This is a genomic window from Sphingobacterium paludis, from assembly GCF_004364125.1.
In the GTDB taxonomy this organism is placed as follows: Bacteria; Bacteroidota; Bacteroidia; order Sphingobacteriales; family Sphingobacteriaceae; genus Sphingobacterium; species Sphingobacterium paludis.
Genome location: NZ_SNZV01000009.1, coordinates 88,108 through 102,595 on the forward strand (window position 1 = coordinate 88,108; position 14,488 = coordinate 102,595).

The following is a 14,488-nucleotide window of genomic DNA, read 5'->3' on the forward strand; positions in this document are numbered from 1 at the left end:
TTCTATCGTCTTATCTTAAATTCATATTCGCCAGAGCCCACTTCAAGCAAAACCCTATCCTTCAGTGTTTCTACATACCTAACACCTTCCATTTTGTCGAGCTTATTTCCACTTTCGCTAATGGTTGTAGGGTTCGAAGCCGGAATAAACACCCGAGCTTTACTGTTTGCCGGAATGCGGATCTTCCAAATCATTTGTCGTTTATCCAATCTCCAGGAAGATCTTATCTCCCCACGCAGGCTTTGGTAGCTTGCATCAACATGCGTGAGCCCCGAACCGAAACTAGGGTTCATGTGGATGGTTTCAAATGCGTTGGTCTCCGTTTTGATGCCGGCCAGGTTTTCGTAGTACCAGACCAGCAGATCGCCCAACATCATCACATGGTTCTGCGAATTCATTTTAGGATGTGCCGTATCACCATTCCACAATTCCCAAATGGTCGTCGCGCCATGCTCGACCATGTATCCCCAAGACGGGTAGGTTGTTTTTGTTGCAATACCGTAGGCTAAGTCGGCACGCCCCATTTCGGTCAACGTACGCATGATAAATTGGGTTCCTATAACGCCAGTACTGAGGTGCCCTTGGTTTTCCTTTTCGACGATGTCTACAATACGTGCGGCAAGCTGCTGCTTATTTTCGCCCTCGACAAGGTTGAAATACATCGCTAAAAGATTATCTGTTAAGGTATTGGCACCGTAGTACCCTTGTGCGTTGTAAAAGCGTTTGTTGAAATCTTTTTTAAGCTGACGTGCCTGATCGGCATAGATCACACTGTCTTTCGCATGGTCAGTCAATACGCTAAAGCGTTGCATCGTATGCAACAAATGATAATAAAAGGCAGATGATATCAATGCACTTGGGTATTTCTTATCTGCGATTTTGCCACGCCCTTCTTCGATGCTGGCCGGAGGAAAGCACCAATCGCCATAACTATCTTTTGTTAAGATGCCGTCTTTATCGGTGTAACGTAAATGCATATATTCCATCCATTTTTTCATGGCTGGATAATGCGTTTCCAACACGCGGATATCACCCGTTTGCTGATAAAGCATATCGGCGATGAATAGATAGGTACCCGGCCAGCTGATGTTATCGCTGTAATAGCGCCAGAAAGCGGGCGCTACATCAGGAATGGCACCATCTTCTTTTTGCGACAAACGGATATCTTCTAACCACTTGCTGTAGAGCAAGGTATTGTCGAAAAGAAAACTTTCGCCGTAGGCACTGGTAGGCCTATCGCCCAGCCAAGGTTGCCTTTCGTTGCGTTGCGGACAGTCTACAGGTATGCCTTTGTAATTGGAGGCAATGCCCCACCAAGCATTCTTATGGATTTGGTTTAACAGCGCGTTTGATGAATGAAACGTACCGATGTTGGTCATTTCATCATACACAAATCGCCCGACAAGGTCTGCTGCCTGGAGGTTGCCGGGATAGCCGTCCACTTCCACATACCGAAATCCATGGTAGGTAAAGCGTGGTTCCCACTCCTCTTGCTCTCCTCCCTTCAAGATATAGAGATCGGTTGCTTTGGCGTCCCGCAGGTTGGTGGTAAACAGCTCGCCATCTGGGGTAAGGGATTCAGCGAAACGCAGCTTGACTTCCGTGCCCTGCGTGCCACGTACACGCATTTTCACCCATCCGGAAAAATTCTGCCCGAAATCTACAATATATTTATCAGCAGCTTTCTTCGTTACAGATACGGGCGCTATGTCCTGCATCACCTTCATGTTGCCATTCAATTGCGCTTCGTAGCGCCCTCCGGGTTCCTGCACATACTCCGCCTTTAACCAATTTTTGTCGTCAAAGCCAACGGCTGCCCAATTCGGCATCTCTTTGCGTGCATCGTAGCTTTCTCCATCATATTCATTATTGGCGGTGATAGGCCCATCTGTCGTTCCTTTCCAGCTATCATCTGTTTTGATAAGCTCCGTTGTACCGTCTGTGTAGGTCACCATGAGCTGCATGTGTAGCTTAGGAAAACCAAAGCTTTTTACCTTATAAGGCTTCGCTTGGCGCATTGCATAAAAACGGCCATTGCCTAAGATGACGCCTAATGCATGCGCACCCTGTTTTACAAAGGGCGTCATATCCAAGACGTTGTACTTTATATTTTGAGTATAATCGGTCGGCGATGGTGCAAGCACTTGATCGCCTACCTTTTTGCCATTCAGGTAAAGCTCATAAAGGCCTAGCCCCATAATATAGGCTGTCGCTTTCTTAACGGGCTTGCGCAATGCAAATTCTTTTCTGAAATAGCGGGCGGAAAGCGTTCCAGATGCTTTGTCATCGGTTTGCTGGTAATCATCAAAACCAATCCAGCGGCCTGTCCAGTCTTTGTAGTGCAGTAAGCCCATGCTCCATGAAGCTGGAGCAGACCAGGCAGACTCGCCTTTGTTGCTGTAGATTTTGACCTTCCAATAGGCCTCCGTGCCAGATCCTAAACCTTTCCCTGCATAATAAACGCTAATGCTATTCGCAGATGCACTGTGCCCCGAATCCCACAAATCGCCGATATTGTTATTCAGATTTTCTAAGGAAGAGGCCACGAGTATATGGTAACCTGTTTGGAGTACACCACGCTCTTTCGACTTTATCTTCCAGCTAAGGCGCGGCTGCTGTATAGCAATACCTTGTGGGTTAACAAGCAGCTCACAGCGTAGTTCATCGACCTGCGTAGCAGCATGCAAGCTACCCGAAAGGATAGTGAGCAATAGGATTATACTATATGACAACACGTTCATCTTCATCAGTCCAATCGTTTATTTGCCCGAAAAATCAAAATACAATTGCATATGCAAGGCTCTTATGGGTTCCTTCTCAAAATCATAATACACATGCTTCATGCCCATTGGTCCGGTTGTTTCTGGCTTTTGGGTTTTCGTACCGATAGCAGATATACCGTTCATAAACGAAATATCGCCTGTAGGGAATGTAGGCTCCATATTCTTCCATTCGGTATCTTGCTGTTCCTTTGGCGTATATAAGCGCAAGAATACATCCTCCCTATCAGTGAACACGCTAAACGACTGCGATTTCAGGTTAAATTTCGTCCAGTACATATTGGCGTGGTAGCCCTTAAATTCAGGATATTCGAACGGCACTTCGCCTGTAGCGACATCGTTGTAGGCTTTTTCCCAAATCCCAAAACGATTGCCTTTCATCCGGTTTTTCCATACCCGATAAGGGCCCATGCCCATGTATGCTACGCCTAGCATTTCTTTTTCCGGAAGATCAAAGTTGACACCCACAAAACGGGTGAAGTAGCTTTCAGGAAAATACTGCACATGCATCTTCAATTGGCCGGATGGATAGATGGACCATTGCAGCGTGTTGTAACTTTCCTTCTTGTCAAATTTAGACTCGATAATAACGGTATCCGCCACTTGACGCATCGTGAACGATTTGTAATTATTGACGGCTTCTTGTAATACAGGCCCGTTATTAAAAGGAATAATTCCTTTTCTATTGGAAACTTCGGCCAGCAAGCCGTCTTTTTTGTTGAATCGGTATTGTATGCCGTTAGCTTTCACGACAAAGGCATCAGCAGTTTCCTGCGCGTCTACTTTGGTCCCTTCACGCTTTATTTTTGTCGCCGCAACGCTAGCAGGTAACCTGATCGGGAAGCTCCAGGTAAACAGCTCTTTCCCGTATACATCTTTCGCGGAAACGTACAGCGCATCATAGCTAAACCAATCTTTAGGCAGATCGACTTTCAATACGCCCTTGGCATAAGGTGCAATGCTCGGAGCAGCAATAGTACCCGTCTTCGTATTGGCCGTAGATCCGTCGAACTTACGCAGTTCATAGCTGAACGTACAGTCTGATGTATTGGTAAATGCATATCGGTTTTCGATGGTAAACTCGCCGTTAAACGCAGCTGTCATTTCGCGTTTTTCGACGAAAATCGGGCTCCATACCTCTTTAATGGTATAAAAGCTTCCCTCGCGTTGGTAATAGGGGCCAACGATACCATCTGCCCCACGATTTCCATCGGTGTCCAGCATGCCGTTTTTGTCTGTGCGGACGATTCCCTGATCTTGAAAATCCCATAGGAAACCACCTGCTGAGAGTGGGTTTGCCCACATGGCTTTCCAATAGTCTTCGATACCAGCACCATGCCCCCCGTCGAACATGCCATGCAAGAATTCCGTCGGCATGACGATGTTGTGCCCGTGGTCATACGTACCGATACCATAATTGTATTCCCGGTAATGGGTGGTTTCAAAACCGCCATACACCGCCCAAGGATAAATTAGTGGACGTTGCTGTATATCTTGTTCGAAAAAGGTACTGTCTAATTCCGCGTTATGCCCGCCTTCATTTCCATTTGCCCAAAAGATGATGGACGGATTGTTTTCGGAAACCGCTATCATCTCTTTCAAGAGTTTTTTACCCGTCGGCGTGTCGTAGTGGCCATGCCATCCGCCTAATTCATTCATCACGTATAAACCCAACGAATCACAGACTTCCAGAAAATGGGTATCTGGTGGGTAATGCGCCATGCGAACGGCATTCATATTCATTTCCTTCATCAGAAGTACATCATGCACACTTAACTGCTTGCTTGTGGTACGTCCAGATTCCGGGTGGAAAGAGTGTCGGTTAACGCCTTTAAATTTTATCTTCTGCCCGTTGATGTATACGCCGTCTCGTTGCCGAACTTCTACCGTCCGGAAACCGATTTTTTGATGCACACGGTGTAATTCTTTTCCTTTGCCATAGAGCGTTACTTCTGCACGATAGAGGTTCGGGAACTCCGAAGACCATAATGCTGGCTTTTCAAAGTTTCCTTCCAGCCAGGTTTCCGAACCGCTTAGCGGTTTACGGATTGTTTTACCGAATTTCTTACCCTCGGCATCATACAACGTGACCGCCACTTCATCTGCGCTGCCCTTCGCCTGCACTTTCAAACGAAGTGCGCCGTTTGCTTTTGCATCAACGGACAGACGTTTGATATGGTTTTGCGGTAAAATCTCTAAAAATACGGGTCTGAAAATTCCACCGAAGACCCAGAAGTCGCCTTCGCGCTCAGCCGCATTGACGGATTTATTCGCAGAATGCTTCGCAACCTCGACTTCCAATAGGTTTTCCTTCCCCCAATGCATATGTTTGGAGATATCATAAGAAAACGTGTAGAAAGCACCTTGATGAATGGGGCCTACTACTTTTCCATTTACCTTCACCGTCGCATCGGTCATCACCCCTTCAAACACCAGATTCACTTGCTTATTTTTCCAGGCACGATCGGCTAAAAAGCGGTGCTTATAGTTCCCCACTTCTTTCCCTTTATCCGCCTCCTTATTAAAACCATAGTTGTATTTCCCAAATCCTTGAAGCTCCCAGTTCGATGGAACCGGAATCTTGGTCCATTCCCCCGACTTCATGCCTTCAGAAACCTTAAAATCCCAAAGTATGCCGTCATCTTTTCCCTTTCCGGAAAGGTATTGCTTGATCGACTCTTGGGCCATGGTTTGGCCCGTGAGGATAACTAGCAAAGTAAACAGGAACATGTTGGCATAATACTTCATGTGCGGCATTCGTTAATTGAGTTTAATGTTTTTAAATGGATTATCGGTGCGAAACGGCAATGCAGGTATACCCGCAGCATTCACGAGATTGGGCTGTGCTGCCTCATCCCAAGCGAATCGTACATTTTTTATGGCAGCACTTGTCTGTTGTTGGATTTGTACGGTTCGACCGACAATCTGTGCTGGCACGGAAACGTACTGCCCATCGGCTGTTGCAACCTCGAAACCTGTAATGGGTTTTCCATCGGCAGTTTGTAAACCGTCGGCATGCTGGAAATGAACAATCACTTTATTGCCTTTGTGCTGTATTTTTGACAGGGTAGGACCGTCAGCCTCTACCTGTACACCATATGTTTTCTTTAATGCTTGCAGGGCCAAGCGTTTGCCTACGTCCCATTTATTAATCGGGTGCAGATCTTTTACATCGTCTACGAGGTCTGTGGTCACAATGCGGCCTGTATGGGGAAGTTTTAGCAACATATCCTGTGCTTCGCGAAACTCCGGGAGTACCGTACGCGCCATACGCTCCTCTCCCTTCTCATCGACAGAATAGGCAAACGGAGCTATTTGCGTGAAGTAGAAAGGTAATTTTTTATTGTTCCATTGCTTTCTCCAGCTTTGGATAAGGGTTTTGAACTTATAGGTGTAATCGATATTTTCTTTCAGAAAAACATTCGTCTCACCTTGGTACCACAGTACGCCTTTTAGTGTGTATGGAGCCAAAGGCGCAATCATCGAACCGAAAAACTTTCCTGGGTCGCCACTGACTTTCTTATCGTTGAAATACGGTTCTTCTTGAAAGGCTTCTGCTGCAATCCAAGGTTCGATACGGCTTCCGCTTACGGCGGAAGAAATAATGCCAACGGGAACACCCAACTTTTCCTGCAACGTTTTAGCGAAGAAATATCCCGGTGCGGAAAATTGTCTCAAGGCGGAATCTTGCGCGATGCTCCAGCCGGCATAGGTGCTATCTGGCTTGTCTAAAAACTTACGCCGCACCAAGAACAGACGGATGTTGGGGTTACTAGCCTCTTTGACAGCATCCTTTGGAAAATCACCTCCCTGATCTGCTGCCGCTATTTTCGCTAATTTGCGCATTTGGAACTCCATGTTAGACTGTCCGGAACAGAGCCATACTTCGCCAATCAACACATCGTTTAAAAGGATGGTATTTTCACCTCGAATTTCCAAGGTTTGTCCCTTTGCATTCGCACGCATGGGTGAAAGCAGCACTTGCCATTTCCCTTGGGCATCGGCACGATCTTTCTTGGTTTGACCGTTAAAACGAACCTGCACCTCTTCTCCCGGCTTCGCCATCCCGAAGATGGCGACGGGTTGCTTTTGTTGCAGCACCATATGATGCGCGAAAATATTCGGAAGCACGATAGAAGCCTGCGTTGAAAACCACAGGCATACCATAACGATCGCAGCTGCTAGTCCTTTCATTAGTTCAATTTTTCTGCAGCCAGCGATAAAATAGCATAGGCTGCTTCATTCACGGCTTTTCCTGCATCTTTCACATCAAAATCTTGATCTGTCGGCGTATCTGCATCGGGATAACGCCGTACTTCGCCGGTGCGGAAAGATACTTTGCTGATGTTCGCCACCGGTTGGAAAAATAGTCTTGTGCCCTTATCTACCCCGTTAATCCATAGTTGGAAAGAACGTGTAGTGACATCGACCACGAGGCGAATGTCATATACTTCCTCGGCTTTATAGGCCTGTACGCCGGCATTTCTATAGCCCGCTTTATTTTTAATCTGTCCATCCTTGTCAAAGATCAGGCGACAAGCCGCCTGCCCCTTATCGTCGGTTAGCTCAATTTCGAGCATACCACGATCGGTCTGTTTTGGTGACACCTTAAATTCGATGTTGGCCTTCTTTGCGGACGCTATAACGCGATCTGCTTTTGCATAATCATAAGGGTCTTTATCGCGCAACACGAGCGCATTTCCCTCTATTTTCGCAGTCGCCCACAACGGACTGTAAATGTTCCATTTTTTGTAAGCTGCCGCCGCATCTTTGTTAAAATCGTCCATGACCACGCCTTGAACAGTAGAAAGGACAGGCACAGGAACTTTAGCGACCCACATATCTTCCTTATTCATGCTGTAGGTTAGCCACATATCCGAACTTGGCGGCGTACCATTTCCTTCCTGAATCCCACGTACATATTGTGGTCCGTACGATTTGTAGTTACCGCCATAGCGCATGGTGCTAATTTCACCATTCACCAAAAGTAAGTCTGTATATCGCAAGCCATCATCGCTGGTAGACACCGCTAAGGGCCACCGAAATTCGGAGGGATTATACACGGTAGCATAACGATTATCAGCTGTTTTTTGCCCCCAGATTTTGGCATTGCTATTGACGAATCCGGGCGCCCGTAATGGCGTATAGGCCCAGCTCTTTCCGTTGTCATTGCTGATCGATGTCAAGGCGTGTTTCCAAAAGCCTGCGACACGACCGTCAGGTAAATGGTAGTAAGCAAATGCTTTTATAGGCCGGTTATAAGGCACTAGCGGATCATTGCGATCGGCTTCTTCCACCCACTGTTGCATCATCAGCGGTTTTTCCATAAGCTCTTTGCAAGCTGCTACAAATGCTTTATCCTTGCTCTTGGTATAGAAGGGATATTTTGCCAGCTTTTGATTGAAAGAACTATTAAAACGGATAAAATAGATCGGCCCAAACGAGCCGTCTTTATTAATTTCACGCACGACGCGGCCAATACCATTCCCATCATTCGGGTCATCTTTAGCATCTAAAGCCACGCCGTAGTACCCAATGGTCAATAGCTTCCCGTTTGTAGCGGTGTAGAAGCCCATACGCTGGTGCATGATGGCATACAAATCTTTCCCAGCTTTATCATCTCGTCCAGGTTTGGTGAAACCCTCCGGAACAAGATAGGGCGGAAAAAGCTCCTGCGGCTTGGACCAAGAATAGCCATCTTTTGAGCTTAAGAGCAGCGTTTTTCCTTCTGCAATATGCTCACCTATAGGGTTGCTTAAAAACTGTAAATAATAACTGTTGTTCCAATAGGCTAAGAACGGTTGGTGATTGTAGGTAAACCCATGTCCGCCAGCTAAATCAGGAAACTCTCGATTTGCACGAAACACTTGGATATTGTGCGTGCCAACAGCAGGCGTCAGCTGTCCGTGGTGATAATCTACGTTAGACAATGTTTCGCCGACATATTTTACTGTATCTTGAGCCATGGCATAGGATGAAGCGCACAGCATAACCAACCCTACTATTTTCAATTTCATCGTTATTCCTTTCCTTTTAACAACCTTTTTAAATCCCTTTGCGAGGCTTTAAAAATAGTTCCGTGTTTATGTCCTTCAGGCACGCCTATTTTATGGTTTACCTTTTCAAAATGTTTAAAATCTTTTGTCGCCACGGCTTCATAGCTTTTACTACCATACGAGTCGAAATAGATCAGCCATTCGTTCCCGACTTTTACCACACTCGGGCCTTCTGTCAGGTAGTCTGAAAACGGCGCGGAAACATCCGTAAACGGGCCTAGTGGATTATCCGCAAAGGCGACTTTCAGGTTTCTGTTCGGGCGACTGTTGTCCTTCAGTACCAATACGTAATTATCCTTCTCTTTTTTTACGATCACCGCATCAATGATGCTGAAACCCGGATCGGCGAAGAGCTTCGTTGGCGTGAAGGTATCGAAGTCCTTCGTTGTGGTGTAATACATCCGTTGGTTGTTGTCTTCTGCCTCTGCATCTTTCGGAAATCGATGTGGAATGGTCGAAGCCCAAATGATGACAAAGCGATCTTCGTCTTCATCATAGAAAAGTTCGGGCGCCCATACGTTCACCGTGGTCGGCTCATGCGCCATCACCGGAATAATTTTTTCCTGCTCCCAATGGATCAAATCTTTCGATCGGGCATAGCCGATACCTTGATCGCCCTTCCAGGCGATGGTCCACACAAGATGGTACCAACCATTCTTATCGCGCAGCATAGACGGGTCGCGCATAATCTTTTGCGATCCCAATGTCGGTTTTAGGTAGACACCCGGTATCTCTTTCCAATGATAGGCGTCTGTACTGTACAGGTAACGAAGACCTTCATTTGCGGGCTCACGAAACGATGTAAACAGGTAAACATCCCTTTGGCAGGATGCCAAGAGGGATGTTACTAACACAAAAACTAAAACCTTAATAACTAATTTCATTATATACTATCTAATATCAGCACCCAGTCGTTGCCGTCTTTCGTTCCGCCTTCAGGCTGAAAGCTTTGCACGCCGCTGTTATCAAACTCGCCGATTTTCTTCGTTTCTCCAGTGCGTGGATTAAACCAGGATGCCTCTACTTTATCGCCTTGAATCTTACCCATATTGATTTTCATCTCGCGACCGTTGTAGGTATAGATAAAAGCATATTTTTCCGTCCGTGTTGCTAACAGTTGGTTATACTTCTCGCCATTATCAGCCACGATGCTTTGGTCAGGCACGCGGTCGAAGTAGTCGCCACGAGAGAGCATCAGGTCTTTGATGTATTTCATTTGCGTAGCCCCTGGAGCTTGCAAAGCCGCAGTCCACAATTCTTTAGAACCGTATGCCGTAGACGTGTCAGACTGGGAATGCATCTGCATGACTGAGTTTTGCCCGTAGGTGTACCCAAAGGCTCCTGAAAAGACGGACCAATATCCGTAGCGACGAACATCCGCAGCTGTCCAACGTGGTTCTTTAATATCATGGAGACCTTGTGGAATACCTTCGTAGGATGGCTCGCCATCGATCGTTGGTTTAATAGGCGTACGTTTCCAGTCTGCAGCCATAAACTTCCAATTGTCTTCACCGTAGTGCTTATCCTCGTTCTTAGACGTGTCTTGATCGTAGCGTCTGTGCCCTGATTGTACCATATTGAAGTCTAACCAAGATTCATCATGAAACCAGTCTGAGGATGCTGTGCGTCCGCGCGGGTGAAAAGTCATCAAGTGTTCAGGATCGATGGATTTTATCGTTTTCCCGATTTCTTGCCATACGGCTATCGAATCGGATCCTTTTATATCACCACCGTTTAACCAAATGATGTTCTTTTTCTCTTTCCAGCGTTCGGCTAAAAAACGCGCGTATACTTTCGCCTGCTCAACAGAAACCTTTCCATCTTTCACGGGCGAGCCCCAAACAGGAACGAGCGCCATGTACAACCCTTTTTCGGCCGCTTTGTCGATGATGTAGTCTATATGATCCCAATAATCATATTCTTCTGCGTTGTCGGGGTTATTACCATCCGTAACGAAAGGGCGAGCAATATCCTTGTTCACAATAGACGAATCGCCATATACATTTACCGAAGGCACGGTATGCAAAACCATGGCCTGGATAACGTTAAACCCTTTATTTTTACGATCTTCGAGATAGGTGTCCGCTTCATCACGATCGAGCTTATTGAATAACAGCCAACCCGTATCGCCCAACCAAAAGAACGGATCGCCATTCGCTGTAGTAAGGTAGCGGCCGTTTTCAGAAACCTTCAGTACATCGATTTCCTGTTTGTCTTGCTCAGACGTGCAGGAAAATAAAGCTCCCGCCAAAAGAATAGGTAACAGTTTTTTGCTAATCGTCATGCTTATTTTTTTGTGATCCAGAGAATCTCTGCAGTGTTTTTATAATTTTTTAGTGTCGTGCTTTTGCTCACCTTTAACGGCTCGGTATGGAGTATCTCTCCAGTTTTCGGACTGATGTGGACTACGTTGTAGTTACCTTTTAGGTTAGAAAAATCTAAGGTCGCACCCGCTTCATTATTGTAGACGATAGCTCCGGTGGCACTTTTAAGCACCCAGACCTTGTTTTCGATAGCAGCTTTCATACCTGACGCCGCCTTGTAGAAATCAGGATTGTTTACGGCAGGAAGGTTGGCCATGGATCCGCCGGCCATGAAGATCGCCCAAGCCATATCCGGGTAATTGTCACCATGGTATAAGACGGCTTTTTCCGGATATTTAGCGCGGTATTCGGCTACTGCGCGATACACTTGCTCAGCCGATGTCTTTTTCGGCTTCAGCAAGCGCGCGTGCTGACGAGGAGCCAAGTTTTGCCCACCTTTCGGCGCATAAGCTGACCCATCCGCTTGGTAATGCCAGTAACGGATATCGATAATCTGAATTTCCTTCGCACGTTCTGGATCTGCTAAAATAGCATCTTGCACATCTTTGGTCGCACTGAGTGCGATAAGCGGTGTTTTGCCCGTCTCGTTTTTCCATTCTTTAATCACATCGATCCAGAATTGGACGAAATGTAGCGGCCCGGTATATTCTGCACTGATCATCTGGATCACGCCGGTATTATCTTTAAAATTATCAAGACATTGACGGATGTAGGCTCGGTGCAAGGCACGACGCTGCGGATGTGCCACATCGTAAAACTGCTCGGCCATAAAGATGCGCTTATCACCCGCATACGGCACCGGCTCTGGAAAGCCTACCTCATTAATATTATTTGCCGTACGCCACGGAAAATCGGCATAGTGCGCACCAGCTTCAATAATATTGTGCTGAAAATAATTTTGATGAATCAGTACCAACCCTTTTTGATCGGCAATATCTGCAAACTGCTTTAGTCGGCCCCAATAAAACTGATTGTATTTCGTCAGGTCGTATTTTGACAATCCATCATATGCTTGCCCCTGTCCACTTCGTGCAAACGGCAACTCGTAAAATGGCGGCCAAACTTCGCCGTCCATACGGCGGATTCGCTCATGATCGTCACGGCGACGATCGTACCAAAGTCCGTAATTATGATCTATACTTAGTGTATGTGTAGCCAGCATGCTGTCTGCAGTGGCAAGCAGGTTGTCTGTCAGGCCCAAGCCCTCTTCGCCCGGCACAAAGCGGGTGATATGGGCTTTCGCCTTTTCAACACCATGTGGGCGGGCACTGCCGTTCCACCATTGAATATCGGATTTTTTTCCAACCAGCACTGCGTCGCCACGAACCAGCCAACCTTGGGCAAGCTTCATATCCGGTGCCATTGCTGGAGCAACTTTTTTGACCATAGGAAGCTGATCTACCGTCTTTATTCCCTTCAAATTGTCAGCAAAGTCTTCCCGTTTGGAAGCTTGCGCGATAAAGTCCTTCAACGGCAATATCGGCTGTGTAGCTTGCTGGGTTAATTCCATTGCCACATCAACCGACGGACTGCTCGACGCTTCACTAAGAACGGGAAGCAACACGGTTCTGTCTTTTGCTTTGGCGCCTATACGTTCTTGCAACTGCGCATAGTACAGGCTTCTCGGTTTAATATGTTCATTTGATTGATCCCAAAATCCATCGCCCTGAAACTGCGCCCACACGCCGAAAGCCCAATTTTGCGCTGTTGGCGGCTGATAACATTCCACCAATGCGGCGCTAATTTGCCAGAAGACGCTATTTGCGGCAGACCAGCCTGCGCCTTGTCCATCTTGGCCACGGTTTTTGAGACTAAGCGCTTGTGCATCAATATCGATGACATCATAGAGAATTCCTGATGCCCAGCTATCGACAGCACCGCTAAAGCTATAGGGCTCCACAGCCTGACATTGCACAAATGCGTTTGGCCCTGCGGCAAGGTAACCCACGGCGAAATCATGATAGCCCTTTTCGGCATAGAGCCGTTGAAATAATGTTTGCTGACCCTTGGTATAAAAGGTGTACCGGCGTTGTCCGCCAATCTCCGAAACGGGGGCGAGGGACAAACAGTCTTGCACGGTGACCTTACTGGCCGTCGGCAACGCATAAACCGCTGATCCAGCAAAATGCTTGAACTGTATGCAACGCACCCACACGTTGGTCGCGTTTTCCACGCTGATACCCATCCAGCGGTGATCCTCATCTTTGGGGTTGGCTGCATCAAAAGCTGAAGTAAGGTTCATGTTCTCTATACCTACTTGCGCGATCCTGCCCGACCAGGAGCATTGACGAATGTTGGATGCACCAAAGGCTTTGTCAAGCGCCGTGGTAATAGGCGCATCGATAACTATTTTATTGCCCGTAATTGCTTTGATCTGGCGATGCCAAACGATATCGCGCTGCCCGGGTTTCCAGCCCAGAGAGGTGATTCCTCCACCGAAATGATCCGTACGCAGCGCCTCTATCCAACTTTGGGTAGAAGGTCGCGTTATTTCGATCGCGTCACCTACTTTATAGCCCGCTGCATCGGCCACGGTGAAGGTCATGGCATTGACGGGAACATATTGATCTGTAATTTCTTGATTTAGCGTATACTGACGATCGTCCTTGCCTACTATTCGAACGAACGTTTCGCGAGAAGTGCCCGCTCCAAAAAGTGTGGTTCCTTTGTCAGCAAAGCCTGCTCCGCGCAACACGACGCCATTGCTATGCAGGGTCAGGGAACCCATGATTTGATAAGTACCCGCCTCCAGCAGCACAGCGCCACGAAAACCATCCTTATCAACAGGAAGCTGCGATACATAATCAATCGCGCGTTGGATGCGTGCTGTTGCATCGCCATCCTTTACAGGCACGAGAACTTTAGCTTTGACAAATGGAATGGCGTCATCGCCGCCCGCATAGCCCGCGTAGGAAAAGTCGGGAATACGATTTCCCTGCTCATCAGCCGTATAGAGGAGGGTGTTATCTTTTTGCAGGCTTATGGGCGAGAGCTGCTTCTGCGCATATCCTACAAGACATGCGCCGAAAACAACCAGAAAAATGGAAACCAATTTTCTAACACACAAACTACTATATACAAAAAGTTTTCCCAACGTAAAAGCGAATTAATAAGGCTTATAAAGCTAAAAATAAAGAAGTTACTCAACTAGATATTTCTCTATTTAAATAAAAGAAACAGGGATGATCTGTCTTTATTGCTATTACAAACATAGCTAAAAAGGGATGTTCATGGTTGTATTATTTTTTCTAGCTATTGTATCATTTTAGCCGTTGAACACGCGAAATTGAGTAAAATTGCCAATAGGCATAATAGTATCGTACAAAGC

7 protein-coding genes are annotated in these 14,488 nt (G+C 46.8%); all 7 read right to left on the reverse strand.

All coding sequences use genetic code 11. The annotated features are described in order from the left end of the window. Window positions 1-2: 2 nt before the first annotated feature. The 7 genes from B0I21_RS16765 to B0I21_RS16795 are packed head-to-tail and all read right to left on the reverse strand — an operon-like array spanning window position 3 to window position 14,212. Window positions 3-2,747 carry an alpha-L-rhamnosidase gene (locus B0I21_RS16765; RefSeq protein ID WP_166637886.1) on the reverse strand — a complete coding sequence of 915 codons (2,745 nt, stop codon included), beginning with the start codon at window positions 2,745-2,747 and terminating at the stop codon, window positions 3-5. Between the two features lie 12 nt (window positions 2,748-2,759). Continuing rightward, complete coding sequence (locus B0I21_RS16770) at window positions 2,760-5,528, reverse strand: glycoside hydrolase family 2 protein (RefSeq protein WP_133641635.1); 2,769 nt, start codon at window positions 5,526-5,528, stop codon at window positions 2,760-2,762. Window positions 5,529-5,540: 12 nt separating this feature from the next. Continuing rightward, entirely contained in the window at window positions 5,541-6,974 is a 1,434-nt protein-coding gene (locus B0I21_RS16775) for a sialate O-acetylesterase (RefSeq protein WP_243836202.1), read from the reverse strand. Next, the gene (locus tag B0I21_RS16780; protein ID WP_133641636.1) at window positions 6,974-8,797 is read right to left on the reverse strand and encodes a sialidase family protein; all 1,824 of its coding nucleotides are present in this window, start codon (window positions 8,795-8,797) and stop codon (window positions 6,974-6,976) included. Before B0I21_RS16780 ends, B0I21_RS16775 begins: the two co-directional genes overlap by 1 nt. 2 nt (window positions 8,798-8,799) lie before the next feature. Beyond that, window positions 8,800-9,720 (reverse strand): glycoside hydrolase family 43 protein, encoded by a 921-nt coding sequence (locus B0I21_RS16785; RefSeq protein ID WP_133641637.1) that lies wholly within the window; start codon window positions 9,718-9,720, stop codon window positions 8,800-8,802. Then, entirely contained in the window at window positions 9,720-11,120 is a 1,401-nt protein-coding gene (locus tag B0I21_RS16790; protein WP_133641638.1) for a glycoside hydrolase family 140 protein, read from the reverse strand. The genes B0I21_RS16785 and B0I21_RS16790 overlap by 1 nt, the downstream gene beginning before the upstream one ends. Before the next feature lie 2 nt (window positions 11,121-11,122). Further along, complete coding sequence (locus B0I21_RS16795) at window positions 11,123-14,212, reverse strand: DUF6298 domain-containing protein (RefSeq protein ID WP_208292375.1); 3,090 nt, start codon at window positions 14,210-14,212, stop codon at window positions 11,123-11,125. Between the last annotated feature and the right edge of the window lie 276 nt (window positions 14,213-14,488).